A 24,978-nucleotide genomic window follows, 5' to 3' on the forward strand; every position below is an offset into this window, starting at 1 on the left:
GTCACAATGGCGTTTCGACCGGCCAGATTGCGCGATAGCTGACGGCAAGGCGCGCCAGGTCATCGGCATGTATGTCATTGATCTGCCATGCCTTAACGGCCACGCCCAGTATCCGAGGCATCAACATCGGCCAGATCTGATTGTCCTCGGTGGTGAATTCGGACCAGAACGTGCCCTGCACGCCGATGATCTTGTCGGCCAACGCCGGATCGGGGACGGGATCCCAGTCGATCGTGTCGGCCAACGAGATGAAGGCGGCCCAACTGGCCCCCCAATCGTCGGGGTCAGCACTGTGCGCCATGTCCAGATAGACATGTTGGGCGGGCGTCATCACCACGTCATAGCCGGCCCGCGCCGCCTCCAGCCCCGGCCCTTGCCCGGTCCAGCTGAACAGGATGGCGCCATGCCCGATGCCGCCGTTCGACCCCTGCGCGGCTTCCTCCCACGCGGCGGGGCGCTGGCCGTTTCGCGCAACGATCCCTGCCAGTTTGGCGATGGTCCAGCCTTGCAGGTCTTGCGTTGTCTCTAACCCTTCTTCTGCCATAAGCGCGCGCGCTTTGGGGGACCCCATCCAGGTGTCTTTGGGCAGTTCATCGCAACCCAGATGCAGATGGCCGAACGGAAAAAGAGCGCCAACTTCCTTCGCGATAGCCTTCAACACCTCCCACGTTTTGGGCATGGCAGGGTTCACGCAATTGCCCTGATACCCCTGAACCGAAGTCTCTGGCCCGTTGTCCCCCGGATCACGTGTGTCGGGAAAGACCTGGGTGATGGTGATGGCGTGGGCGGGGGCTTCAATTTCCGGCATCACCTCGATATTCAGCGCCGCGGCATGGGCGATGATCGCGCGAGCGGTGTCCTTGGAATAGCTGCCGCCGGCTTCGATCGCTCCTGCGAACAGGGCCGGCAACAGATGGCCTTCACCACAGATTTCGGTCTTGCGCCAAAGCTCTGGATAGCTGTCGATTTGCAGCCGAAACGCCTCGTCATCCGCGAAATGCCAATGGAAGCGGTTCAGCTTCAACAGCGCCATCAGGTCCAGAAAATCCAGAATGGTTCTCGGCTGGTAATAGTGTCGGGCCGTGTCCAGATGCTGCCCGCGCCAGCCGAACCGGGGGGCGTCCGTGATCACACCACAGGGAAGCCGCCCGGCCTGCATCAGCGTTAGCAGCGTGATCCCGGCATAAAACCGGCCGCCATAGCTGCCCGCAGTGATGTGAATGGAGTTTGGCGTGATCTCCAGCTGATAGGCGTCCAAGTCCATGTCAGCGGTCGCGATCTTGACGGGGAAACGCCCGTCGAAACGCCACCCCCGTCGCGTGGCCAGATCGGCAACGGCATTCAGCGCCTTGTCGGCACACTGCACGCCGGTCACAACGACCGTTCCGCCGCTTGGAACCCAGTTCTGCGGTTGCGGCACAAGGGGCAAGCCGTCAAAGGGGCCAAGGTCGGGCAGGGCGGGCGGCACGCAGCCCAAGGGCTGATAGGGCAGGTCGATCACCTCGTCCCGCGTGCGCAGATAGGGGCCGAGTGGCAACCATGCCCGGTTCGTCGCCCTGTGCCCATGGGTGTATTCCACCACCACGTCATGCGGTTGCCCGGCTTTCAGATCGGGCAGAGCAACCTCGGTGAAACTTCCCTTGCCGCGCAGCCGTTCACCGCCTTCTGTGGCTGTCATCGGCGACATGCCGGAAAAACAGAAGATCGGGGCCGAAAGGTCCCGATCCGAAGTGAGGGTGCAGATTATTTGTGCGCCGTCGAGGCGACAGGCGTAATCCATGTCAATCCAATCTCAGTTCAGACACAAAGTCATAGATATCAGAGCGATAAAGGCCGCTTGTAAACTCGATCGGGCGACCGGTGCCCAGGTATCCTGTGCGTTCGATTTTCAGGACGGCAGCACCTTCGGGCAGGCGGAACATCTGCGCGTCCGTGGTGGTCAGGTTGGTTGCCGTGACCCGCTGAATGGCGCGGGTGGGCGCCTGGCCCGTCTTGCGCAACAAAGCATATAGCGACACGTCGATCTGTTCGGGATGGGGCAGGATATCTCCTGGCAAGGACGAGCGTTCCAGAGCCATTGGTGTCCCGCTGGCACTGCGCAACCGGTCGATGCGGGCCACCCGGTCGCTGGCGGACAGACCCAGCGACATCATTTCTTGGCTGGTGGGGCGGAACAGTCCCAGCGACAGGGTTTCGCTGGTCGAGGTCATACCACGCGCCTGCATGTTCTCGGTAAACGACACGAGCGAGGACAGCGACTGCTCTAACTTGGGCGCGGCGGCGCGGACGAACGATCCGGCACCCTGCCGCTGCTCGATCAACCCGTCCTCGACCAGTTTCGCGATCGCCTTGCGGACGGTGACGCGGCTGACATCGGCGGCGTCGGCCAGATCCCGTTCCGGCGGCAATTGATCGTCCGGGGCCAGATCGCCTGATTGGATCGCGGCACGGATATGGCGGTGCAATTGCAGGTAACGCGGGCCACGGCCCGGTTGAAACCATGCGGTTGGAGAGAGCCAGTGAAACGGCGCTTGCATGAGATTTCCACTCTGTTTGGTATGTAAAAGTAATACCAAAACAATCAGAATGGCAACAGACAATTCTTGCTATGCCCGGAAATACCACCGTAAAATATTGATTTTATGCAAGAACAGGCGTAATCGGAAAATTTGGTATTATAATGGTAGTCAAAAAAGGTCTGTAATGATAAAAATTGGTATACGCTCCGATTCGCTTGGGGTGCCACTGGGGGAAATCAATGGCAGACGTGATGCACGCTGAAGGTTCTGCGGCCAGCAAACGGGCGCGTAAATCCATTTCTGAAAGCCTTTTCGCGTGGCTTCTTGTCGGGCCAGCCATGATCTTCATCGCGGTGATCGTCGCCTGGCCATTGGCCGAAACCATCCGGCTGTCCTTCATGGAAGCCGGATTGGGTGGTGAAAAATTTATCGGGTTGGCCAACTATGAAGACCTTGCCGGCAGCCGGAAGTTCCACCAGACCATCGTTCGCACCTTCTATTGGATGTTCCTGTCGGTCGCCTTGAAGCTTGTGCTTGGACTGATCGGCGCGACGCTTCTGAACGCAGCCATTCCGGGGCGGGCGCTGTTCCGGGTGCTGGTCATGCCGCCCTGGGTCATTCCGATCGCCATCGGCTGTATTGGCTGGCTGTGGCTCTACAACGGCTATTTCGGGGTGTTGTCTGGGGTGATGATGCGTCTTGGCATCACCGATGTGCCGTTCGAATTCCTCGCTCAGAAGCAATCGGCGTTCTATTCCGCCATTGCCACAGATGTCTGGGTCGGTGTCCCAATGGTCACACTGTTCTTTCTGGCCGCCATGCAGGGCGTCAGCCGCGACCTGTACGAAGCGGCATGGGTCGACGGAGCAGGGCGCTGGTATCGCTTCCGCCGCATCACCATCCCGCAAATCATGCCGGTGATCGTGTCGATGTCGCTGCTGTCCGCCATCTTCACCTTCAACAGTTTCGAGATCATCTGGATCCTGACCGAAGGTGGCCCGCGCGGGGCGACAACCACGTTGATCGTCGATACCTACAAGACCGCCATCGGCAATTACAAGTTTGGCGAAGGGTCTGCCCGTGCGGTGATCATCGTGCTGCTGCTCGGCCTGTTCTCACTCGCCTATCTGTTCTTTCTGAACAAGGTGAACAAGAAATATGGAGTGAAGTAAGATGATGGATCGCTACACAAAGCTGCAAATGGTCGGGATCTATGCCTGCCTCGCCGTTTTTCTGACCTTCATCCTCTTGCCGTTTTTCGAGATGTTCATGGCCTCACTGCGCCCGCTGGAGCACCTGTTCCGCAGCCCCTATCAGTTCTGGTCGGACGATTTCAGCTTCGATGCCTACAAGCAGATGTGGGTGACGGTGCCGTTGCTGGGCCGCTATATTTTCAACTCGATCTATATCTCGTTCATGGTGACGGGGCTGACGATGATCTTCGTGGTGCCGGCCGCCTATGCCTATGCCCGGTTGAAGTTTCCGTTCAAGAACCTGTCACTGGGCATCTTTCTGGGTGTCAACATGTTCACTGGCGCGGTGCTTTTGATCCCGCTTTACCGGGTGCTGCGCACGATGGGGCTTTTGAACACCTATTGGGCGATGATCGTGCCGGGCGTGGCGTTTTTGATCCCGACCGGCATCTGGCTGCTGCGCTCGTATCTTGAGAAGATCCCGCGCGAGCTTGAGGAGGCCGCCTTCGTGGACGGTGCCTCGCGCCTTTATACCCTGCGCCGCGTGGTGCTGCCGCTGGCGACACCGGGGCTGATCGTGGTCGGCGTGGCTGTCTTTATCGGTGCCTATGCACAGCAATTCCTGTTCGCAATCACTTTCAACCAGACCCGCGAGCTGCAACCGCTGCCCGCCGGTCTTTACGAATTCATCGGCTATCAGTCGGTGACCTGGAACGAGATGATGGCCGCGGCCCTGGTGGGGGTTCTGCCGGTCATGGTCATCTTCCTGTTCCTGCAAAAATATCTTGTCGCGGGTCTGACGGCCGGGGCGGTCAAGGAATAATCCAACCAAGGGAGAGACCAAAATGTATGTAACCAAACTGTCATTGGCAGCACTGCTGCTGTCAGGCTCGGCGATAAGCGCCGCGGCTCAGACAACTGAACTGCACTTCATCATGTGCGGCGGAGAGGTGCGGGAAGCGGATCAGAAAACCGTTGACGCATTCGAAGCGGCCAACGAAGGCGTGACCGTTAACCTGGAAGCCGTCCCATGGGGCACTTGTCAGGACAAGTCGCTCACGCTGGCCGCAGCGGGCGATCCGCCTTCGATTGCCTATATGGGGTCGCGCACTTTGCGTCAGATGGCCAACAATGACCTGATCGTTCCGGCCCAGATTTCCGCCGATACGCCGTATCAGGACGGTGTTCTGAACACTGTCACCATCGAAGGGCAAGCCTGGGGTTATCCGCACGCGTTCTCGACCAAGGCACTGTATATCAACTGCGGCATCATCGAGGAATCCGGCCAGGAATGCGTCGCGCCCAAAACCTGGGACGAGATGTATACCATGGCCAAAGGTGTGGTCGACAACACCGATGTCGCAGGTGTTGGCCTTGCCGGCAAGGACTTCGACAACACGATGCACCAGTTCCTGAACTATCTGTATTCGAACGGTGGTGTCGTGATTGACCCGGCGACCGGAGAAAACAAACTGGACAGTCAACAGACCCGTGAAACGCTGGAGTTTTACGGCAAGCTGGTCGACGTGGCACAGGAAGGCCCGACCGCGTGGGAACGCGATCAGTTGAAAGACCTGTTCAACGACGGCAAGATTGCGATGTATGTCCAAGGCCCATGGGGTTATGGTCAACATAACGAGGACATCAACCAACTGGTGGCCCCGGTGCCCGCAGGTCCGTCGGGTAAAAGCGGCACGATCCTGATCACCGACAGCATTGTAGTGTTCAAGGGCACGGGTCACGAAGACCTGGCCCATGAACTGGCACAGATGATCACTTCGGGCGACAGCCAGTATGATCTGGACAGCAGCTGGGGGCTGACGCCGATCCTTGACTATGCCGCGCTGGGCAAGACGGATCTCTATTACGAATCCGGCATCTGGCCGAACTTCACCTCGACGATCTCGACAGGTGGCCCAGAGCCGCTGGTCGAAGACTTCAAATCGTTGCAGTCGGTGTTTACCAACATGGTTCAGGGCATCATCCTGAAGGATGACACCGTGGACAATCTGGTGACGATCGCCGGTGAAGAGCTGGACGAAGCGCTTTAAGCCAATCCTCCCTGGTTCGGGCGGCGCTTTGCCGTCGCCCGAACCACCTTTGACCTGAACAAAAGGATGCCCAGACCATGGCGACCCTCGATCTGAACGCGATCAGCAAATCCTTTGGCTCGGCCAAGGTGTTGCACGACATCAGCCTTGCGATTGAAGACAAGGAATTCGTTGTCTTTGTTGGCCCGTCAGGCTGCGGCAAATCCACCCTGCTGCGCATCATCGCCGGGCTGGAAGAAGCCACATCGGGCCAGATCATCATTGGCGGCGAGGATGTCAGCAATGCGCATCCCGTGGACCGCGGCATCTCGATGGTGTTCCAGTCCTATGCGCTTTATCCACATCTGAGCGTTTATGAAAACATCGCCTTCCCGCTGCGTGTTCAAAAGCTGGACGCCGCAGATCTGGACAGCCGCGTGCAAAAGGCCGCTGCGATCCTGCAACTGTCGGACAAGTTGCAGTTGAAGCCGGGCCAATTGTCGGGTGGTCAGCGCCAGCGGGTCGCCATTGGCCGCTCGATCGTGCGCAACCCCAAGGTGTTCCTGTTTGATGAACCCTTGTCGAACCTCGACGCTGCATTGCGTGGCGATATGCGGGTTGAGCTAAGCCAGTTGCACCGAGAGCTGGACGCGACCATGGTCTATGTGACCCACGACCAGGTCGAGGCAATGACCATGGCCGACCGGATCGTCGTGCTGAATGGCGGGCGGGTTGAACAATTTGGCTCTCCGATGGAGCTGTATCACCACCCCGCCACCAAGTTCGTGGCGTCTTTCATCGGCCAGCCCAACATGAATCTGATCCCGGCCCGCGTGGCGGGTGTTGACGCATCAGGCGTCATGGTCGAGATGGATGGTGGCCACCGCATGGCGCTGCCGGTCGCATCTGACACCGTCAGCAAGGGCGACAAGGTCGAGGTCGGCATTCGCCCCGAACATGTGAACATGGGCGACAGCGGTCTGGATATTTCGGTCAACGTGCTGGAACGTCTGGGCGGCACCTCGATCACTTATGGCACCATTGGCAATGGCACGCGGTTCTGTGCCGCCCTGCCGGGTGATGCGGCGATCGAAGAAGGCAGAAACCTGACCCTGAGTGTAGCCCCCGAAAACTGTCATGTCTTTGACGCCAATGGTGACGTGTTGCGCCGCCAGGCCGCACCGGAGATGGTTGCATGAAAGTTGTTACCGCCGGGATCGGCCTGCGCGCAGGCCATGTCCTTTCGATCCTGAAAGAGACCATGTCCGAGGTCGAGTTTGTTGGGTTCCATGACCCGCAGCCGTCACATCTGGACATGATCGGCGCGGATGTGCCGCGCTTTGACGATGTGGCCGGAATGCTGGCTGATACCAAACCCGACCTGTTCTTTGTTGGTTCGCCCAATGTCTATCACCTTGAGCATATCAAGCTGGGGCTGGAAGCGGGCGTGCGGATATTCACCGAAAAACCGGTGGTGACGACGCGGGCGGACACATTCGAACTGGCGCGTCTTCTGGCCGAGTATGGGACCGATCAGGTGATGGTCGGGCTGGTGTTGCGCTATTCGCAGCATATGGTCGATCTGCGTGCGGTGCTGGATCGGCTTGGCCCCATTGCCTCGCTTGAGGCAAACGAACACATCCCGCCCTATCACGGCGCATTTTTCATGCGCGACTGGCGGCGTAAAAGCGCGCTGTCCGGCGGGTTCATGCTGGAAAAATGCTGCCACGATCTGGATATCTACAACATGGTCACCCGCTCACGGCCCATGCAGGTGGCGAGCTTTGGAGGCAAGAAATCCTTCCTTCCGGAGTTCGCCCCAACAACAAACACCGAGGTCGAGATTGCACAGCGCAAATCAAGCGTGTGGGACAGCGCCCCGGACCCCTACAACTCGGACGGCGACATCATCGACTTCCAGACGGCGATCCTGCGCTATGAAAGCGGGGCATCAATGGCGTTTCACACCAACCTGAATGCGCCCGACGATCACCGCCGGTTCTGCGTCTTCGGCGCGCTTGGCATGGCCGAGGGCGACTTTGTGCGCGGCTATCTGAAAGCGACGGCGCGCGACGGCTCGGTGATTGCCGACCATGACTACACGAAGATGGATCAGAAACACGCCTCGGCCCATTACGGGGCGGATCACATGATGGTTGCGGATATTGCCGATTTCCTGCGCGGCAAGTCAGACAGCCTGCCGGTTGGTGTCGTCGACGCGCTGGAGGCCGGTCTGGTCGCCATGGCGCTGGACGAGGCGCGGATCAATGGCGGTGTGGTCGATCTGCGAAGCACATGGGAAGAATTTGACAGCTATGGATTGCGCGCATGAGCATCGAGACAAAGACCCACGGTCATCTGATGGCCACGGAGAGCGCCGAGGCGATGGACGTGTTCTGCCGCGCGGCCACGCAACCGGTCGATGCGGGCAAGCTGGCGGATGCGAAAGCGATCTTTACCATCGCACGCGGATCGTCGGATGCGGCGGCGAATGTTCTGTCCTACGAGTTCATGCGTGAACTGTCGGTGCCTGTCACATCGTTGCCGCCCTCGGTGTTTTCACTGGGCAAGGGGGTATGCTTTGATGGATTCGGCGCGCTGGTGATCAGCCAATCGGGCGCCAGCGAAGACCTTGTGCGCGCCGCAAAGGGGGCTGGCATCAATGGAGCGAGCGTGATGGCGATCACCAACCAAACGGGCAGCGCAGTTGAGGCGGCGTCGGAAGCCACTGTCCCGATCGGGGCTGGGCCGGAACTGGCGGTGCCTGCCACCAAGACGGTGATCGGTTCGATCGGCGCAGGTATGGCGCTGTTGGGCGGGATCGTGCCGGATTACAAGGCGCGAACCGCGAAATCGGTCGCCGCATTGAAGGGCGTATCCACCAACCATCCGCGCGCCAAAGCACTCCAGTCAGCGTTGTTGCGGGCGCGCAATGTCTATGTGATCGGGCGTGATACCGGGTATGGCGCGGCGCATGAGGTTGCGTTGAAACTCAAGGAATGTTGTTCGCTTCACGCCGAGGCGTATTCGGCATCCGAGGTGTTGCATGGCCCACTGCAACTGGCGACCAATCCGTTGATGGTGTTGATCCTCGATACTGGGTCGGACCGCATTCAGGACAGTCTTGATCAGGCCGAGGTCCGGTTCAAGGGCGTAGGCTGTGATGTGCATCGCATTTCGCCCACCGACATCGACCTGTCCGATCTGGTGCCCGCCGCTGCCGCTGCGGTTCTTCTGGCGGTGATCTATCCGGTCATCCTGAACACGGCGCTCGCGTTGGGGCTGGACCCTGACACGCCTGAAACCCTTTCGAAAGTGACACAAACGACATGATCAAATCAGTGGAACACTGGGCGACATGGGCTGAAATTCATCGCCAACCCGAGATCTGGTCTGCGTGGGGCAAGGTGCTTGACGTGGACGGGTTGCGCGGCTGGATCGGCAGCCTTGGCCATGACGAGGTGTGGTTTTGCGGCGCAGGCACATCGGCCTATATTGGTGACATTATCGCGGCGGGGGTGCCAGGAATGCGCGCGGTGCCCAGCACCGATATCGTGGCCACACCGAAAGCCTTTTTGAACGGCGTGAAGCCGCTTGTCGTCAGTTTCGGGCGGTCAGGCAACAGCACCGAAAGCATCGGCACGCTGGATGCGCTGGACGCGTTGGCACCGGGTGCGGCACGTCTGCACATCACGTGCAACAAGGATGGCGCGCTGGCGACGCGCGGCTCGCACGGACCGCTCAAAGTGATCGTGTTGCCGGACGCCACCCATGATGCAGGCTTCGCGATGACCAGCAGCTTTTCGACCATGCTTCTGACTGCACTGGCCCTGTTTGACGCGCCGTGTGACGTGCCTGCGCGCATGGACGCTCTGGCGGGGCAAATGGCGGCGTTGTTGCCCAAGCTTCGTGGCATGCCCTGTCCTGAACGTGCCGTCTATGTCGGCTCCGGCCCGTTGTCTTTTGCAGCCCGCGAGGCGGCGTTGAAGGTGATGGAGCTGTCTGCCGGTCAAATCCCGGCGCTTTGGGACAGCACATTGGGATTTCGCCACGGTCCGAAATCTTTTGTGACCGCCGACACTGCGGTCACTGTTTTCACCAGCCCCGATGCACCGACGCGTGACTATGACGCCGATCTGGTGGCCGAGTTGCGGGCACAGTTCCCGTCCGCGCGTGTCACCTCGGTCGGGCCGGGCGGCGATATCGACATTCCGATGCCCTTCGGCCCCACATGGGCGGCCCCGCTTTGTGTCGCTCTGGCGCAGGTGACAGGGGTTGAATGGGCGGGCGCGCTTGGGTTGAACGTGGACGATCCGTTTTCTGGCCAGGGCACACTCAGCCGCGTCGTGTCCGGGGTGAAGCTCTATCCGGTGGCGTCATGATCGCAACCGGCATTGACCTTGGCGGCACCAAGATCGAGGTGCAACTGTTCGGCGATGACTGGGCCGTTGCCCATCGCCATCGTGTTCCGACGCCTTCCGACTACGACGATCTGGTCACGGCAATTGCCGATCAGATTCGCTGGGCGGATGAGATTGCAGGCGGTGCCGTACCCGTGGGCGTCGGGGCCGCCGGGCTTTTGCACCCGGTGACAGGTCTTGCCCTGACCGCGAACCTTCCGGCATCGGGCAAGCCGTTCCAGCGCGACATCGAAACCGCGATCGGGCGACCGATTACCTATGTCAACGATTGCCGCGCCATGGCCTTGTCCGAGGCGGTGTTTGGTGTCGGGCAGGGGCAGCGCACGGTCGTTGCCCTGATCCTTGGCACCGGCATTGGCGGCGGCATCGCCGTGGACGGCACCATTTTGCAAGGTCCGACCATGACCGGTGGCGAATTCGGGCATACTGCGGCCCCCGCGCATCTGGTTTCCAAATATAGCCTGCCGGTCGTGACCTGTGGTTGCGGTCGTCAGGGCTGCACCGAGACTTACATAGCCGGGCCGGGGATGCGGCGACTGGCCAAGGCGCTGACCGGCCAAGACATCGAACCACCCCAGATTGCCGCCCGTCGCACAGGCGATATGGCGCAGGTCTGGTCGGTCTGGTGCGAAATGACCGCCGAGCTTCTGCACACGCTGACCATGATGGTCGATCCCGACCTGATCGTTCTGGGCGGTGGGCTGAGCCGGATTGACGGTGTGGTCGATGGCCTGACCGCTGCCGCCCAGCGGGCGCAAATCGGCGATTTCGGCACCGCGAAACTGGTTCTGGCACAGGGCGGCGACACCAGTGGCGCCCGTGGTGCGGCCTATGCGGCGTGGCAGGCGGAGGGTTCGCAAGATGGCTGATGTGCTGCGCGACATTATCGACCGCAACCGGGCGGGCAGGCGGGCGGCGATCCCGTCGGTGTGTTCGGCGCAACCGGATGTGCTGCGCGCCTCGCTGATGCGGGCACAGACCCTTGATCGCCCGGTGGTGATCGAGGCGACCAGCAATCAGGTCAACCAGGATGGCGGCTATACCGGGATCACCCCGGACCGGTTCATTGGATATGTTCACGGTATCGCCGACAAGGCAGGTGTGGATCGCGACCGCATCATTTTCGGCGGCGATCATCTTGGCCCACAAGCCTGGCGGTCGATGCCTGCCGAGGCCGCAATGGAGAAGGCCCGCGTCCTGGTGCGCGATTACGTCAAGGCCGGGTTTCGCAAGATCCATCTGGACTGCTCGGAAGGGTGCGCGGGCGAACCGATGCAGCTTGACGACGCGCAGACCGCCGCACGCTCTGCCGATCTGGCGCGGGTCTGTGTCGCGGCCTGCGATGGTGACGCCACAGGGCTGCTTTTTGTTGTCGGCACCGAAGTGCCCCCGCCAGGCGGTGCGCGGATGGATGAGGATGGGGATATCCCTCCCACAGACCCGGCGGCCGCCAAGGCCACGCTGGCCGCGCATGGCGACAGCTTTGGCGAACTGTCCTCGATGATCGGGGGGCTGGTCGTGCAACCGGGCGTCGAATTCAGCCCGACCGCCGTGCATCACATGCCGCTGGAGCGCGATCCCGGCCTGTTGGCTGCACTCAACGGCTGGCACGGTGTCTGTCTTGAAGCACATTCGACCGACTATCAGTATCCCGCCGTCTTTCCGCGTCTGGCCGAACTAGGCTTTGCCTTCCAGAAGATCGGACCGGCGCTGACCTTTGCCTATCGTCAGGCGCTCTATGCGCTGGATCAGATCAGCACTGCGCCCGGCGCGCTGCAATCTGTAATGGAGCAGGTGATGACCGAAAACCCCGGCTATTGGCAGGGGCATTACCACGGCGATGCCAAGGCGCTGTATCACCAGCGCCATTTCGGGCTGGCCGACCGCATCCGCTATTCCTGGCCCCATCCTGCCGCTCAGGCGGCGGTGGCGGGATTGCGCGGCGGGTTTGACTGCCCGATCCCGGACGCAGACCTGCACGGCGTTTTTCCCGACGAGGTGCTGACCCGCGCTGAGCACCTGACAGGCGATCAGGTGCAGCGACTAATAGACGCGCAGATACAACTTGCGCTCGATCCCTATTTCTTTGAAGAGGCGGCATGATAGATCACTGGATCACCCCCGACCGCCTGTTTGATGGCCGCGATTTGCACGATGGAAAAGCCGTGCTGATCCGGGACGCACGCGTGGTCGACATCGCCGACACCCCGCAGAAGGGTGTGCCTGTGAAGGGTTTGCTGACCCCCGGTTTCGTGGATTTGCAGGTCAATGGCGGGGGCGGGGTGCAGTTGAACTCTACCCCGACACCTGAGGGGATGCAGATCATCGCAGATGCTCATCGACGCTTCGGCACCGTCGCGCTTTTGCCCACTGTGATTACGGATCTGCCCGAGGTCCTGGACAGCGCCGCCGATGCGGCGATCGCGGCGCGGGGGCAGCCTGGGATCATCGGGCTGCATATCGAAGGGCCACATATCGCCATGGCGCGACGTGGCACCCACTCGCCCGATCTGGTGCGCCCACTGGACACGCGCACAATGAACACGGTGACACGGCTTCGCGAAGCTGATGTGTCTGTGATGATCACCCTGGCCCCGGAGGCCGCAACGCTGGACCAGATCGCGCAACTGGCGAGGTTGGGAGCCGTCGTCTCACTGGGTCACACAGATGCCACATCCGAGATGATGGCGGCCGCCTTCACCGCCGGTGCAAGCTGCGCCACCCACCTCTTCAATGCCATGTCACCGATGGTCGGGCGTGCGCCCGGCGCGGTCGGGGCGGTGATCAACTCCACCTGCTACAGCGGGATCATCTGCGATGGCCACCATGTGGCGGACGAGATGGTCGGGCTGGCCATCCGCGCGCGCCCCGTGCCGGACCGGATGTTTCTGGTGTCAGACGCGATGGCAACCGTTGGCGGGCCTGAGCATTTTGACCTGTATGGGGAACATATCGCGCTGAAGGAAGGCCGTCTGATCAATGCCGAGGGCAGCTTGGCTGGGGCGCATGTCACGCAGGCCGAAGGGATCAAGCGGTTGGTGGATTGCACCGGCACGTCGCTGACGCAGGCGTTGCGGATGGCGACGTCGATCCCTGCCGATTGTATTGGGCAGCCGGAAATCGGGCGGTTGCAGGGTCGGTCGGTCGACGATGTGATCTTGCTGAACGATGATCTGCTGCTGACAGGCACATTGACGGCGGCAATTGGTGATCTGGATCGCGTCACAGCCGCTGGCTGACAGCGTTGTTTTGCGCAACAATACCCTGAAATCCCTGGGTTTGGGTGTGTTTCGGAAAAAATAGTTCTGCCGAAAGTGATCTGCGTCGCACCCCTTTCCGTATCCTTCATACAACTTCCAACTGGGACTCAGAAAAGGATACACCATGCTTCGCAGAACCTTTCTTTCGATCACCACCGCAGCGCTTCTGGCCACACCGGCCATGGCTGACAGCCACTCGATGGACATAGTTGACACCGCTGTTGCGGCGGGCAGCTTCACCACTCTCGTCGCGGCTGTCGAGGCCGCAGGCCTTGTCGATACCCTGAAGGGCGAGGGTCCGTTCACCGTTTTCGCTCCGACGGACGAGGCTTTCGCGGCCCTGCCAGAGGGCACTGTTGAAACGCTTTTGATGCCCGAGAACAAGGATCAACTGACCGCGATCCTGACTTACCATGTGGTTCCGGGCAAAGTGATGTCCGGTGACATTGCGGGCAAAAGCATGGACGTGGAAACCGTGAATGGCGCAATGGCCATGGTGGATGCGACCGAGGGCGTCAAAATCGACGGCGCGAACGTCGTTCAGGCAGATATCGAGGCCTCGAACGGGGTGATCCACGTGATCGACGCGGTGATCATGCCGAAATAAGCCAACCGGCTTATGTCAGGAACCCGGCGGCGATCCCCTCGCTGCCGGGATTTCTTTTGCGTCCGTCAGTGGAAATCGGTCGCGTATTCCGGTCCGAATTCTGGCCGTGTCTGTAAATCTGCCTGCGAGACCTGTGCCAGGACGATGGTTTCACCCGCTGTCGGATGAACCACCGTAAACTCGGCGGCCTCTGCCGACACCCGTTTGACACCATTGGTGTCGTCGTCGGGCACAGCGAGCACCATGCCGTGCACGTCACCCTCGGTATTGACCATCAGTTCGGCGACATAACCCGCGACGTTGCGGTCGTGGTCATAGACAGGTGCGCCCAGAATGGGGTTCAGATCGTTTTCATAGATGTTCAGTTGACCGGCACCATACCCAACCGTGTTGGGGTTGATGGCAGCAAGGGCTGTCACATCACCGCCCCCATCTTCGTCAGGCAGAGATTGCAATGCCATTGCCGACAAGGCCGAGGCTGTTGTGATCGCCAAAGCGACCGGGATCATCTTATTTGCACGTTTCTGTTTCATACGTTGATAACGCTGATGGACACGGAAAGTTCCTACAGTCTGGAAAATCAATATTTGACAGATGCTTGTCAGCCTTTGTTTCCATAGACCTGATCCCATGCTGGGCAGATATCCGCTCCACAAACCGCGCTGAGTGACGTTGTGCAACGCTGTGCAACGCGTGGATTTCCCTTAAAAAATTGATTTTTGGCGGAAGTTCACTCTAAGCTGAGACATGGCTGATGATCGCGGCAACTGATCGTGACGCAGCCAAAGGGGGACAGGATGGAACCGATTGTCTTTTCGCTGGAAATGGGCGTCGTGAGTGCGATGCTGGCGTTCACCGTGTTCCTGTTCGTGTCCGAGATCGTGCGCATAGATCTGGCCGCAATCCTGATCCTCGTCATCCTTGGTATCCTGAGCTACATTCCCGCGCTGTCCAATCTGGCCGAGGTCAATCGCCTGTTCGACGGGTTTGCCTCGAACGCGGTGATTTCGATCATCGCGGTGATGATCGTGGGGGCAGGTCTGGACAAGACCGGGCTGATGAACAAGGTGGCCGCGACGATCATGAAACGTGGCGGCGCAACCGAGGCGCGCATTCAGCCGATCGTGGCAGCCACGGTCGGTGTGATTTCCAGCTTCATGCAAAACGTGGGGGCGGCCGCACTGTTTCTGCCGGTGATAAGCCGTATTTCGACACGCTCAGGCATTCCTCTGAACCGTCTGGCCATGCCGATGGGGTTCTGCGCCATTCTTGGCGGCACGATGACAATGGTGGGCTCGTCACCGTTGATCCTGTTGAACGATCTGATCCAGACGGCGAATAACAGCTTGCCGGACGGCCAGAAGATGGCCAGTTTCGGCCTGTTCTCCGTCACCCCGATCGGTGCCGTTCTTATCCTCAGCGGGATCCTGTATTTCCTGCTGCTTGGCCGTTGGGTGTTGCCCGAAGGCGGTTCTGCCAGCAGTTCGTCGGTCGGGCAGGGGATGTCGGCCTATCTGAAGCGGGTCTATGGCATCAGGGCCAGTGTCCATGAGGTCGACGTGCCTGCCGACAGCCCCTTGGTGGGGCAGATCCTTGCGGATGTGAACCTTGAAAACAACCTCTACATCATCTCGACATTCTATCGCGGCAAGACCTCTATGGTGCAGGTTCTGACCGCCGAGATCGCCGCACCCTGTCGGCTGGCGATCATCGGCAAGAAAACAGTGGTCGAGGCGTTCGCCGAAAAATATGGCCTGACAATTTTCCCCGAGTTGGACGTTTTCGTCGAGGAGTTTGCCCCCACCAATGCAGGCATCGCCGAGATTGTCATTCCGCCGGAAAGCAAACTGATTGGCAAATCCCCGCGCGATCTTCTGTTGCGCAAGACCTATGGATTGTCGCTGTTGGCGATCCACCGGGGAGAGGAAACGCTGAGCCATGTGGAAACCGAGGAACACAAACCGACGGCCATCGGCTTGGTCAAGTTTCAGGTCGGCGACATGCTGGTCGCCCACACCCGCTGGGACAATCTGACTCAACTGAAAGACAACCGGGATTTCGTCATCATCACGTCCGATTTCCCGCAAGAGGAGTTGCGCCCGCACAAGGTGGGCTGGGCACTTTTGTTCTTTGCGATCTCGATCTCGATGATCCTGTTCACCGACATTCGCCTGTCGCTGTGCCTGCTGACCGGGGCCGTCGGGATGCTGCTGGCGCGGGTGATTTCGATAGACGAAGCGTATCAGGCTGTCGGGTGGAACACCGTGTTCCTGCTGGCGAGCCTGATCCCCTTGGGGCAGGCGGTGCAGAACACCGGCACGGCAGAATGGATTGCCCAGCAGATTCTATCCATTCTGGACGGCTGGCCGCTCTGGTCGCTGCAAACCGGCATTGCGATCCTGTCCACTGCCTTTTCTCTGGTCATGTCGAATGTGGGAGCCACCGTGCTCTTGGTGCCGCTGGCAGTGTCGATCGCGGTGGCGGCGGGCGGCGACCCGGCGCTGTTTGCTTTGACCGTGGCGATCTCCACCTCGAACTCGTTCATCATCCCGACCCATCAGGTGAATGCGCTGATCATGGGACCGGCGGGCTACAAGGTGAAAGACTTTGTGAAAAGCGGAGGGATCATGACCGTGATCTTCCTCGTGGTGTCACTCGTGATGCTGAACGTGGTCTTCTGATCGCTCACTGACCCTTCCACACGGGGTCGCGTTTTTCGGCGAATGCGCGCGCGCCTTCCAACTGATCTTCCGAGCGGTAAAGTTTCTCGACCGTTTCAAACTGGCTTTTGGTGATCCGGTTCATCGCGTCCTGAAACTTCATATCCTCGGCCTCGCGCACAACCTCCTTGATCGCGGCATAGACCAGCGGTGGGCCAGAGGCGAGCAGGGCCGCCATCTTGCGCGCCTCGGCCATCAGGTCGGCGGCGGGATAAATGTGGTTGATCATGCCCCAGCGTGCCGCCTCGTCCGCGTCCAGCCAGCGACCGGTGAACAACATCTCCATCGCGATGTGATAGGGAATGCGCTTGGGCAGTTTGATGCTGGCGGCATCGGCCACGGTGCCGGACCGGATTTCCGGTAGCGCAAAGCTGGCATGATCGGCGGCCAGAATGATGTCGGCAGACAGGGCCAGTTCCAGCCCACCGCCGCAGCAAATACCGTTCACGGCGGCAATCACCGGCTTGTTCAGCCCGCGCAACTCCTGCAAGCCGCCAAACCCGCCCAGCCCGTAATCGCCATCGACCGCGTCGCCCTCAGCCGCCGCTTTCAGATCCCAACCGGGGCAGAAGAATTTTTCACCCGCGCCTGTGACGATCGCCACGCGCAGGTCGGGGTCGTCGCGAAACGCGGTGAACACCTCGCCCATGATGCGGCTGGTGGCCAGGTCGATGGCGTTGGCCTTGGGGCGGTCCAGCGTGACCTCAAGCACATGACCGTCGCGGTGGGTCTTGATGGGGGTGTCGGTCATTCAGATGTCTCCTGTCCGGATAAGGGCGTCGGCGGCGATTGCGCCGTCTGGCATAACGATCAGCGGATTGATCTCAACCTCGTCAGCGGGCGCGGCCATCACATGGGCCTGCACCGCCATCACATTGTCAAGCACCGCCTTGATGTCGGCAGCGGGCGCGCCACGGTATCCGCGCAGCAGCGGCGCGATACGAAGACGCATCAGGGCGGCATGAATTTCCTCTCGGGTAGACGGAACCAAAAGCGATTGGCTGTCTTGCAGGATCTCTGTCAGCACGCCGCCAGCGGCAAGCGTCAGGACATAACCATGCGCCGGGTCGCGGGTGACGCCGATCAACAGCTCAACAATGCCACCGGTGATCATTTCCTCGACCAAAAAGCTCTCGCTTTGCATGGCGCGCGCAGCCTCGACGACGTGGGCCGCGCTTGTCAGGTTCAGCCGGACCGCGCCCGCCTCGGATTTATGCGCATGTCCTTCGCCCTTCAGAACCACGGGAAAGCCGATCTCTGCCGCCGCGCGTGCGGCCTCTTCCGGCGAAACGGCAGGGCGCGACTGTGGGACCCGCACGCCATGCGCCGCCAAAGCCCGTTTGGCGGCCCGTTCCGTCAGCACGCCGCGACTCTGAGGCGGGGCAAGAAAAATGGGCGCCGGCGTGTCAGGGTTGCCCCCAAACGCAGCGGCCACCTCGATCGCATCAATCGCATGGTCCAAACCGCAAAGCGGCACGATCCCTGTCGCAAGCAATCGGTGTGCGGTCGCCTCTGGCATTGTCTCAGGCAGTGACGAGACGATGCCCATCGGCACACCGCTGACGTCACGCGCCCGCTCGACCGCGTCAATCACCAGACCCCAGGCGGGCGAGGTGCAGCGATCAGAGCGCGGAAAGTCCAGCACGACCATGCCGAACCCAAGATCGGCGCGCATCATGGCGGTGAACGTGTCCGTCATCGCCTGAAGATTGCCCCAGATATAGGTGTGGTAATCCAAGGGGTTGGCCAGCGCCACCATGGGGCCGAGAGCCGTGCGCAGCGCTTTGATCTGGGCGGGGGTCAGCGCCGGAAAGCTCACATTCCTGCCATGTGCGCTGTCGGCCACAAGACTGGCCTCGCCGCCCGAACAGGACATGGAGGCGACCCGGTTGGACCTGAGCGGCCCCACGGTATGAAGCAGCTTCAGCGTCTCAAGCAATGCTGGCAGAGAGGACACTTGCCCAATCCCCAATCGCGCCAACAAGGCCCGCGCACCCACGTCACTGCCTGCAAGTGACGCGGTGTGGCTGATCGCGGCGGTCCGCGCGTGATCAGATTGACCGACCTTGAGCGCGACGATGGGCTTGCCAAGTGTGTGGGCTTTTGCGGCCAAGGCCTCCAGCGCGCGAAGATCACCTACGCCCTCGATATGCAGACCCAGGGCGGTCACGCGCTCGTCGTCCAGAAGCGCCGCGCCGATCTCGGCCAGCCCGGTCTGCGCCTGATTGCCAACTGTCACCACATAGGCAATCGGCAGGCCGCGTGTCTGCATCGTCAGATTGATCGCAATGTTCGAACTTTGTGTCACCAGCGCAACACCCGTGTCACAAGACACCCCGCCATGCTGGTCGGGCCACAGGATTGTCCGGTCAAGATAGTTAAGATAACCGTAACAATTGGGACCAATGATGGGCATATCGCCCGCCGCCGACAACAATTTTCCCTGCATATCCGCGCCGTCATTGCTTTCCGCCGCTGCTTCTGCAAACCCGGATGCAAAACAGATCGCGCCGCCCGCACCTCGTGCGGACAATGCGGCGACCACTTCGACCGTGGCGTGGCGATTGATACCGACGAAAACGGCATCAGGGGCAGCAGGTAATGCGTCGACAGAAGTGAATGCCGGCAGGCCACAAACGCTGGGAAGCGTCGGGTGCACAGGCCAAATCCGACCCCGATAGCCGATCTTCTGACATTGCTCGATGACCTGGGCGCACCACGCGCCGCCGCCGATGACTGCGATGGTGCGTGGACGAAAAAGGCGCTCAAGCTCACGCGACATGGCCCGGACCTGTCCATTTGGCTCCGCCAGGGAAAGGGCGCAAGGGGCGCTGCCCCTCTTGGCCGTTGGCCAATTCACCCCGGGATATTTTGGGCCAGAAGAAGAAACGACTTGTTAACCAGTTTTGGTCAGTATCGGAGTGCGGTACAGGCGGGGACGCCGATGGCCGCGCCAGGAGAAGCACGAACAGGTGTTTCAACGCGCGGGGGGATCCAAGCGATCCTCCCGCGTTTCTTCTGGCTGAAAATATCCTCGCCGAAGGCATTGAATCTCATGCTCCCAAGGGGCGAAACAGGTCGCGGCTGATGATATGGCGCTGAATTTCCGAGGTGCCGTCCCAGATGCGTTCGACACGGGCGTCGCGCCAGAACCGTTCCACGGGGAAGTCGTTCATCAAGCCCATCCCACCGAAAATTTGCAGCGTGGTGTCGGTTACGCGGGCCAGCATTTCCGAAGCGTAGAGCTTTGCGGATGCAATCTCGCGGTTGGCGGGCAGGTTTTGGTCCAGCCGCCACGCGCCGGACAGGGTCAGCCAGTCGGCGGCGTCAATTTCGGTGATCATGTCTGCGACCTGAAAGCTGACACCCTGAAATTTCGCGATGGGCTGGCCGAATTGCTTGCGTTCGGCCGCATAATTCAGGGCCATGTCAAAGCAGCGTCGCGCGCGGCCGACGCAGAAGGCGGCGACGGTCAGGCGGGTGGCGTAGAGCCATTCGTTCATCACTGCAAAGCCGCCGTCGACTTCGCCCAGAACCTGAGCGTCGGGCAGGCGGCAATTGTCGAAATCGAGGATACAGTTCCTGTAGCCCTTGTGGCTGACCGAGGCGTATCCGTCCCTGACGTCGAAACCGGCTGTGCCACGGTCAACGAGGAAACAGGTGATACGTTTCTTCGGCCCGCGCGGTGTGTCATCAACGCCGGTTGCGATGAAAACAATAAAGAAATCAGCATGTTCCGCACCAGAGATGAAGTGCTTGGAGCCGTTGATGACCCAATCGCCCCCATCACGCACCGCCGAACATTTCATGCCCCTTACGTCCGATCCAGCGTCGGGTTCGGTCATGGCAAGGGCGTCCATCTTCTCGCCCCGCACGGCGGGCAAAAGGTAGCGGTCGCGTTGATCGCCCTCGCACGCCATCAGGATGTTCTGGGGACGTCCAAAGAAATGGGTCAGCGCCATCGACCCGCGCCCCAATTCGCGTTCGACCAGCGTGAAATCGAGATGTGACAGGCCCGCGCCGCCGACTTCTTCGGGGAAGTTGCAGGCGTAGAAGCCCAGGCCGATGACCTTCTGCTTGATCTCTTGCCCCAGTTCATGCGGCACCTGGCCGGTGCGTTCAACCATGTCCTCGTGGGGGTAGATCTCGTTCTCGACGAAGCTGCGCACGGTCGAGACGATCATTTTCTGCTCTTCACTCAGTCCGAAATCCATCAGGTGGCTCCTTTCGCGTGCAGGGCGGCGAGTGCTTCGATGCGGGCCTCGACATCGGCGCGCGGCGGGCAGGATTTGCGGGTGATCAGGTCCACATGCAGCAGGAACTGGTCGCAGGTCGCCAGCAGCCCGCCATCTATCGCGCGCTTCATCTCGTGCCACAGGCGCAGCTTTTTGCCTTCGCCCAAGGTGACGGTCGTATCGACATAGACTGCGTCGCCCGCATGGCATTCGTCGATGTATCTGATGTTGGTTTCAGCGGTGAAATAGCTGAGGCCAGACGCGATGTAACCCGCGTCAGCACCGACATGGATCATGATGCGGTCGGCGGCGTCCGAGAACACCTGACCATAGCGCCCTTCGTTCATATGGCCGTTATAGTCGGTCCAGTCCACCGGCACGTCACGGGTGACTGTGCGCAGGGGGACGGCGTCGGTCATGGCGGGCCACAGGTCCACCTCGTGTTCGCGGATCACGCGGCCTGCGCCGGAACCAGCCCCTCGCGTTTTCAGCGCGCGCAGCATCGAGACCAGGTTGTCGTCGCGCAGGCGCTCCAACTCGCGGATCGACATATGGCCGGATTGGGCATCGGACTGGCCGGCGATCAGGTCAACCAGTTCATCGGTGAATTCCGGCACGTCCATCAGCTTGGTCCAGGGCCAGGACAGGCAGGGGCCGAACTGCGCCATGAAGTGCTTCATGCCAGCTTCGCCCCCCGCGACTCGATAGGTTTCAAATAGGCCCATCTGCGCCCAGCGAAGGCCAAAGCCCATGCGGATCGCCTCGTCGATTTCCTCGGTTGTTGCGATGCCGTCCTTGACCAGCCACAGCGCTTCACGCCAGACAGCTTCAAGGAAACGATCGGCAATATGGGCGTCGATTTCCTTGCGAACTTTCAGGGGGAACATACCAATGCCACTTAAGATAGCGGCGGCGCGGGTGCAGGTGTCGGCGTCGCCCACAAGCTCGATCAAGGGCAGAAGATAGACCGGGTTGAACGGATGCGCGACAATGGCGCGCGCGCCGTTTTCGTTCAGTTCCGAGGGTTTGAAGCCCGATGTTGATGAGCCGATGATGGCGGTGTCCGGTGTGTGACGGATCAGGTCTGCAAAGACCTTGTGTTTCAGTTCCAGCCGTTCCGGCACGCTTTCCTGAACCCAGTCGGCACCCGTGACGGCCTCGGCCAGATCACGGTGATAGGTCAGTTGCCCCTCGGCAGGCAGCGCGGTTTCGTAGAGGCCCGGCAGCGCGCGGCGGGCGTTGGTCAGGACTTCGCCGATCTTGCGTTCGGCTTCGGGGTCGGGGTCGAATACGGCCACGTCCCATCCGTTCAGCAGGAACCGAGCGGCCCAGCCGCCGCCGATTACGCCGCCGCCGATGATCGCCGCCTTCATTTGGGCGCCCTTTTCACAAGGCCAAGCTTCTTGCGCACGTCCTCGGGGCCGATCACGCGGGCACCCATGCTTTCGATGATGCCACGCGCGCGGGTCACAAGCTGTTCGTTGGTCGCAAGCTCTCCCTTGCCAAGCCACAGGTTGTCCTCAAGCCCCACACGCACATTCCCGCCCGCCAGCACGGCCGCCGCGACATAGGCCATCTGATTGCGCCCCAGCCCGAAGGCCGAGAAGGTCCAGCCGTCCGGCACATTGTTGACCATCGCCATGAAGGTGTTCAGGTCGTCCGGCGCGCCCCACGGCACACCCATGCACAGCTGCACAAGGGCGGGGCTGTCCAGCACGCCTTCCTTCACCAACTCCTTTGCGAACCACAGATGGCCGGTGTCGAAGGCCTCGATCTCGGGTTTCACGCCAAGATCGGTCATCATCTGCCCCATGGCGCGCAACATGCCAGGGGTGTTGGTCATGACATAATCGGCCTCGGCGAAATTCATGGTGCCACAATCCAGCGTGCAGATTTCAGGCAGGCAGTCGGCCACATGGGCGACCCGTTCGGCGGCACCGATCATGTCTGTGCCAGCTTTGTTCACCGGCATGGGAGCGTCGGTCGGGCCGAAGGTGATGTCGCCACCCATACCCGCGGTCAGGTTCAAAACCACATCCACATCGGCGTCGCGAATGCGTTCGGTCACTTCGCGATAGTATTTCAGGTCGCGCGATGGGGTGCCGGTATCGGGGTCGCGCACATGACAATGCACAATGGAAGCGCCTGCTTTCGCGGCGGCAATCGCGCTGTCGGCGATCTGTTTCGGGCTGCGTGGCACATGGGGCGAGCGGTCTTGCGTGCTGCCCGATCCGGTAACGGCGCAGGTGATGAAAACATCGGTGTTCATGGAAAGCGGCATGGGATCCTCGCAGAATGGTTCGCGTGTTGGTTCATGATGTCCGGGATTGACGCGCGTGATGTGCGGAATTATGCAAAACTATGCAGAGTTGGTCGAAATCCTACACGAAACCCCACATCATCAGCTTTTTGCTGTTCGACCGCTTTTCCAATCTCGCGCTTGCCAACCTGCTGGAGCCGTTGCGGGCGGCGAATATGTTGTTGGGTCGGAACGCCTATGAATGGCAGATTTGCACACCAGGTCACGGCGTCGTTCATAGCTCTAGCGGGTTGCCGGTGATGCCCACGGCGCGGCTGTCGGATATGGGGCGTGGTGATCTTTTGTTAGCTGTGGCCAGTTATGACTATCCAAGCCATGTCACGCTGGACAATGCAAAGATACTGCGCGGACTGGCGGCGCGGTTTAAGACCATGGCAGGGGTCGATACCGGCGCGTGGCTGCTCGCGGCGGCGGGGCTTCTGGACGGGTGCCGCGCCACCATTCACTATGATCTGCTTGATGCGTTCGCCGAGCGGTTTCCCAACATCGAAGTTGAACGGGCCCGCTGGGTGCAGGATCGCAACCGCATCACATGCAGCGGCGGGATGGCGGCCTATGAACTGACCTGTGATCTGATCAAAGAATATCACGGGGCGGCACTGCTCTTGGAGATCACGCAATTGTTCATGTCCGACAGCATGGCCACGCCACACGCCTTGACACAGGTGCGTGGGGATCGACGGGTCGAGACCTGCCTGCGCGAGATGGAAGCCCATATCGAAGCGCCATTGACGATACCGCAATTGGCGCGCCGGTCGGGTTGTCGTCAGCGCGATCTGGAACAGCGGTTCGACCGTCATTTCGGCGCCTCACCACAGCAGGTCTATCGCCGTTTGCGTCTGAATGCCGCCCGACGAATGTTGGCCGATGGAGGGTTGTCAATTTCAGAGGTTGCGTTGCGCGTAGGCTATAGCGACGCCAGCGCCTTCAGCCGCGCCTTTCGGGCAGAGTTCGGAAAGACACCGCGTGACATTGCACGCAACGCTCCGGTCAGGGCAGAGGTTCGACACCGATGATCGGGCCGTGCAGCGACAATAAAAGAGCATAGACAGCCACCGCAGCAGCGATGCGGATCAGACCGTTTTTTGTCACTGTGATCCCGCGTCTTGTATCTGCCAGCCGTGCCCATTGCGCTTGTCCCATGACGCGTTTCTTGCGCCGGTCAATGATCCGCATTCCCAAAAGTGCAAAGCCTGCGAACACGCCGAACAGGATCACGTGGGCAAGATTTCCGTTTGGGATCATGTGCCCCAAGGCCCAAAGGAACAAGGCAACCAGCAACGGATGGCGCATCCAGCCGATCAGGCCGGGGTGGTGGGGATCGAAGCGGTCGTTGTTCGCGCCACCAAACGACAAGGGGTTGGGGCGGCCGATGGCCAGTGCGGCAATTACGCAGACCAGAAACATCACGGTCAGCGTCACGTGGTTTTGCCACGGTGCCCAATCCCACAAGCCGACAAAGGGCGCGCGTCCGGCGGCCACGATCACCAGTGCCAGAACGGCGATGGACAGGGCCGAATAAGCGGCTGTGAAGCCGCGCGGCCCAAACGCCTTGACCAGTCGCGATTTCACCGCCGGGCGCACCGGGATGGAATGCGTCAGGAAGAACACGGTGAATGCCAGGATATACCCGCCCCATCCGATCATGGCTGTCTCCGATTGCTGCTGTTTTC

22 protein-coding genes are annotated in these 24,978 nt (G+C 60.6%); 13 read left to right on the forward strand and 9 right to left on the reverse strand.

Translation table 11 applies throughout. The annotated features are described in order from the left end of the window. Position 1: 1 nt before the first annotated feature. A complete protein-coding gene (locus BMY55_RS07735) occupies positions 2 to 1,678 on the reverse strand; it encodes a beta-N-acetylhexosaminidase (protein WP_245744681.1) in 1,677 nt (558 codons plus the stop codon). A gap of 103 nt (positions 1,679 to 1,781) precedes the next feature. Continuing rightward, positions 1,782 to 2,537 (reverse strand): GntR family transcriptional regulator, encoded by a 756-nt coding sequence (locus BMY55_RS07740; RefSeq protein WP_091429650.1) that lies wholly within the window; start codon positions 2,535 to 2,537, stop codon positions 1,782 to 1,784. Between the two features lie 221 nt (positions 2,538 to 2,758). On the opposite strand from BMY55_RS07740, the gene BMY55_RS07745 reads away from it, so the two are divergent. From BMY55_RS07745 to BMY55_RS07795, 11 genes are all read left to right on the forward strand, one after another. After that, a complete protein-coding gene (locus BMY55_RS07745; protein WP_091429652.1) occupies positions 2,759 to 3,691 on the forward strand; it encodes a carbohydrate ABC transporter permease in 933 nt (310 codons plus the stop codon). Position 3,692: 1 nt separating this feature from the next. Then, complete coding sequence (locus BMY55_RS07750) at positions 3,693 to 4,535, forward strand: carbohydrate ABC transporter permease (RefSeq protein ID WP_091429653.1); 843 nt, start codon at positions 3,693 to 3,695, stop codon at positions 4,533 to 4,535. Between the two features lie 22 nt (positions 4,536 to 4,557). Continuing rightward, complete coding sequence (locus tag BMY55_RS07755; RefSeq protein ID WP_091429655.1) at positions 4,558 to 5,763, forward strand: ABC transporter substrate-binding protein; 1,206 nt, start codon at positions 4,558 to 4,560, stop codon at positions 5,761 to 5,763. A gap of 77 nt (positions 5,764 to 5,840) precedes the next feature. Next, positions 5,841 to 6,941: an ABC transporter ATP-binding protein gene (locus tag BMY55_RS07760; protein WP_091429656.1), complete on the forward strand. Its 1,101-nt coding sequence runs from the start codon at positions 5,841 to 5,843 to the stop codon at positions 6,939 to 6,941. Further along, positions 6,938 to 8,074 (forward strand): Gfo/Idh/MocA family protein, encoded by a 1,137-nt coding sequence (locus BMY55_RS07765; RefSeq protein WP_091429676.1) that lies wholly within the window; start codon positions 6,938 to 6,940, stop codon positions 8,072 to 8,074. The genes BMY55_RS07760 and BMY55_RS07765 overlap by 4 nt, the downstream gene beginning before the upstream one ends. Further along, positions 8,071 to 9,075, forward strand: a complete 1,005-nt coding sequence (locus BMY55_RS07770) for an SIS domain-containing protein (RefSeq protein ID WP_245744682.1) — start codon at positions 8,071 to 8,073, stop codon at positions 9,073 to 9,075. The genes BMY55_RS07765 and BMY55_RS07770 overlap by 4 nt, the downstream gene beginning before the upstream one ends. Further along, entirely contained in the window at positions 9,072 to 10,124 is a 1,053-nt protein-coding gene (locus BMY55_RS07775) for an SIS domain-containing protein (protein WP_091429678.1), read from the forward strand. Before BMY55_RS07770 ends, BMY55_RS07775 begins: the two co-directional genes overlap by 4 nt. Further along, positions 10,121 to 11,032 (forward strand): ROK family protein, encoded by a 912-nt coding sequence (locus tag BMY55_RS07780; RefSeq protein ID WP_091429679.1) that lies wholly within the window; start codon positions 10,121 to 10,123, stop codon positions 11,030 to 11,032. The genes BMY55_RS07775 and BMY55_RS07780 overlap by 4 nt, the downstream gene beginning before the upstream one ends. Continuing rightward, a complete protein-coding gene (locus tag BMY55_RS07785) occupies positions 11,025 to 12,266 on the forward strand; it encodes a class II D-tagatose-bisphosphate aldolase non-catalytic subunit (protein WP_091429681.1) in 1,242 nt (413 codons plus the stop codon). Before BMY55_RS07780 ends, BMY55_RS07785 begins: the two co-directional genes overlap by 8 nt. Continuing rightward, the gene (nagA, locus tag BMY55_RS07790) at positions 12,263 to 13,402 is read left to right on the forward strand and encodes an N-acetylglucosamine-6-phosphate deacetylase (RefSeq protein WP_091429683.1); all 1,140 of its coding nucleotides are present in this window, start codon (positions 12,263 to 12,265) and stop codon (positions 13,400 to 13,402) included. Before BMY55_RS07785 ends, nagA begins: the two co-directional genes overlap by 4 nt. A gap of 145 nt (positions 13,403 to 13,547) precedes the next feature. Then, positions 13,548 to 14,030 carry a fasciclin domain-containing protein gene (locus BMY55_RS07795; RefSeq protein WP_091429685.1) on the forward strand — a complete coding sequence of 161 codons (483 nt, stop codon included), beginning with the start codon at positions 13,548 to 13,550 and terminating at the stop codon, positions 14,028 to 14,030. 65 nt (positions 14,031 to 14,095) lie between these two features. Here the strand turns inward: BMY55_RS07795 and BMY55_RS07800 are convergent, their stop codons facing one another. Continuing rightward, entirely contained in the window at positions 14,096 to 14,563 is a 468-nt protein-coding gene (locus tag BMY55_RS07800; protein ID WP_091429686.1) for a hypothetical protein, read from the reverse strand. A 264-nt stretch (positions 14,564 to 14,827) separates the two neighbouring features. On the opposite strand from BMY55_RS07800, the gene BMY55_RS07805 reads away from it, so the two are divergent. Then, positions 14,828 to 16,711, forward strand: a complete 1,884-nt coding sequence (locus BMY55_RS07805) for an SLC13 family permease (RefSeq protein ID WP_091429688.1) — start codon at positions 14,828 to 14,830, stop codon at positions 16,709 to 16,711. Positions 16,712 to 16,715: 4 nt separating this feature from the next. Here the strand turns inward: BMY55_RS07805 and BMY55_RS07810 are convergent, their stop codons facing one another. From BMY55_RS07810 to BMY55_RS07830, 5 genes are all read right to left on the reverse strand, one after another. Continuing rightward, on the reverse strand, positions 16,716 to 17,501 hold the full coding sequence (locus tag BMY55_RS07810; RefSeq protein WP_091429689.1) for a carnitinyl-CoA dehydratase: 786 nt from the start codon (positions 17,499 to 17,501) through the stop codon (positions 16,716 to 16,718). Continuing rightward, on the reverse strand, positions 17,502 to 19,532 hold the full coding sequence (locus BMY55_RS07815; RefSeq protein WP_091429691.1) for an acetate--CoA ligase family protein: 2,031 nt from the start codon (positions 19,530 to 19,532) through the stop codon (positions 17,502 to 17,504). A 271-nt stretch (positions 19,533 to 19,803) separates the two neighbouring features. Beyond that, positions 19,804 to 20,964 (reverse strand): acyl-CoA dehydrogenase family protein, encoded by a 1,161-nt coding sequence (locus BMY55_RS07820; RefSeq protein WP_091429692.1) that lies wholly within the window; start codon positions 20,962 to 20,964, stop codon positions 19,804 to 19,806. Next, complete coding sequence (locus BMY55_RS07825; RefSeq protein WP_091429694.1) at positions 20,964 to 22,358, reverse strand: carnitine 3-dehydrogenase; 1,395 nt, start codon at positions 22,356 to 22,358, stop codon at positions 20,964 to 20,966. The genes BMY55_RS07820 and BMY55_RS07825 overlap by 1 nt, the downstream gene beginning before the upstream one ends. Continuing rightward, complete coding sequence (locus BMY55_RS07830; protein ID WP_091429695.1) at positions 22,355 to 23,266, reverse strand: BKACE family enzyme; 912 nt, start codon at positions 23,264 to 23,266, stop codon at positions 22,355 to 22,357. Before BMY55_RS07830 ends, BMY55_RS07825 begins: the two co-directional genes overlap by 4 nt. An 80-nt stretch (positions 23,267 to 23,346) precedes the next feature. Here BMY55_RS07830 and BMY55_RS07835 point away from each other — a divergent pair, with 80 nt between their 5' ends. Further along, complete coding sequence (locus BMY55_RS07835) at positions 23,347 to 24,321, forward strand: GlxA family transcriptional regulator (RefSeq protein ID WP_091429697.1); 975 nt, start codon at positions 23,347 to 23,349, stop codon at positions 24,319 to 24,321. Here BMY55_RS07835 and BMY55_RS07840 read toward each other — a convergent pair. Next, positions 24,296 to 24,952: an NnrU family protein gene (locus BMY55_RS07840; protein WP_091429699.1), complete on the reverse strand. Its 657-nt coding sequence runs from the start codon at positions 24,950 to 24,952 to the stop codon at positions 24,296 to 24,298. The two genes, BMY55_RS07835 and BMY55_RS07840, sit on opposite strands and share 26 nt — an antisense overlap. Positions 24,953 to 24,978: the final 26 nt, after the last annotated feature.

It is taken from the genome of Aliiroseovarius sediminilitoris (assembly GCF_900109955.1).
In the GTDB taxonomy this organism is placed as follows: Bacteria; Pseudomonadota; Alphaproteobacteria; order Rhodobacterales; family Rhodobacteraceae; genus Aliiroseovarius; species Aliiroseovarius sediminilitoris.

Coding starts and splice junctions, on each gene's coding strand:
- BMY55_RS07795 (WP_091429685.1), top strand. CDS start 13,548: ATGCTTCGCAGAACCTTTCTTTCGATCACCACCGCAGCGCTTCTGGCC.
- BMY55_RS07820 (WP_091429692.1), bottom strand. CDS start 20,964: ATGGATTTCGGACTGAGTGAAGAGCAGAAAATGATCGTCTCGACCGTG.
- BMY55_RS07815 (WP_091429691.1), bottom strand. CDS start 19,532: ATGTCGCGTGAGCTTGAGCGCCTTTTTCGTCCACGCACCATCGCAGTC.
- nagA (WP_091429683.1), top strand. CDS start 12,263: ATGATAGATCACTGGATCACCCCCGACCGCCTGTTTGATGGCCGCGAT.
- BMY55_RS07775 (WP_091429678.1), top strand. CDS start 9,072: ATGATCAAATCAGTGGAACACTGGGCGACATGGGCTGAAATTCATCGC.
- BMY55_RS07765 (WP_091429676.1), top strand. CDS start 6,938: ATGAAAGTTGTTACCGCCGGGATCGGCCTGCGCGCAGGCCATGTCCTT.
- BMY55_RS07810 (WP_091429689.1), bottom strand. CDS start 17,501: ATGACCGACACCCCCATCAAGACCCACCGCGACGGTCATGTGCTTGAG.
- BMY55_RS07740 (WP_091429650.1), bottom strand. CDS start 2,537: ATGCAAGCGCCGTTTCACTGGCTCTCTCCAACCGCATGGTTTCAACCG.
- BMY55_RS07735 (WP_245744681.1), bottom strand. CDS start 1,678: ATGACAGCCACAGAAGGCGGTGAACGGCTGCGCGGCAAGGGAAGTTTC.
- BMY55_RS07770 (WP_245744682.1), top strand. CDS start 8,071: ATGAGCATCGAGACAAAGACCCACGGTCATCTGATGGCCACGGAGAGC.
- BMY55_RS07840 (WP_091429699.1), bottom strand. CDS start 24,952: ATGATCGGATGGGGCGGGTATATCCTGGCATTCACCGTGTTCTTCCTG.
- BMY55_RS07750 (WP_091429653.1), top strand. CDS start 3,693: ATGATGGATCGCTACACAAAGCTGCAAATGGTCGGGATCTATGCCTGC.
- BMY55_RS07835 (WP_091429697.1), top strand. CDS start 23,347: ATGCAGAGTTGGTCGAAATCCTACACGAAACCCCACATCATCAGCTTT.
- BMY55_RS07745 (WP_091429652.1), top strand. CDS start 2,759: ATGGCAGACGTGATGCACGCTGAAGGTTCTGCGGCCAGCAAACGGGCG.
- BMY55_RS07755 (WP_091429655.1), top strand. CDS start 4,558: ATGTATGTAACCAAACTGTCATTGGCAGCACTGCTGCTGTCAGGCTCG.
- BMY55_RS07785 (WP_091429681.1), top strand. CDS start 11,025: ATGGCTGATGTGCTGCGCGACATTATCGACCGCAACCGGGCGGGCAGG.
- BMY55_RS07805 (WP_091429688.1), top strand. CDS start 14,828: ATGGAACCGATTGTCTTTTCGCTGGAAATGGGCGTCGTGAGTGCGATG.
- BMY55_RS07800 (WP_091429686.1), bottom strand. CDS start 14,563: ATGAAACAGAAACGTGCAAATAAGATGATCCCGGTCGCTTTGGCGATC.
- BMY55_RS07830 (WP_091429695.1), bottom strand. CDS start 23,266: ATGCCGCTTTCCATGAACACCGATGTTTTCATCACCTGCGCCGTTACC.
- BMY55_RS07825 (WP_091429694.1), bottom strand. CDS start 22,358: ATGAAGGCGGCGATCATCGGCGGCGGCGTAATCGGCGGCGGCTGGGCC.
- BMY55_RS07780 (WP_091429679.1), top strand. CDS start 10,121: ATGATCGCAACCGGCATTGACCTTGGCGGCACCAAGATCGAGGTGCAA.
- BMY55_RS07760 (WP_091429656.1), top strand. CDS start 5,841: ATGGCGACCCTCGATCTGAACGCGATCAGCAAATCCTTTGGCTCGGCC.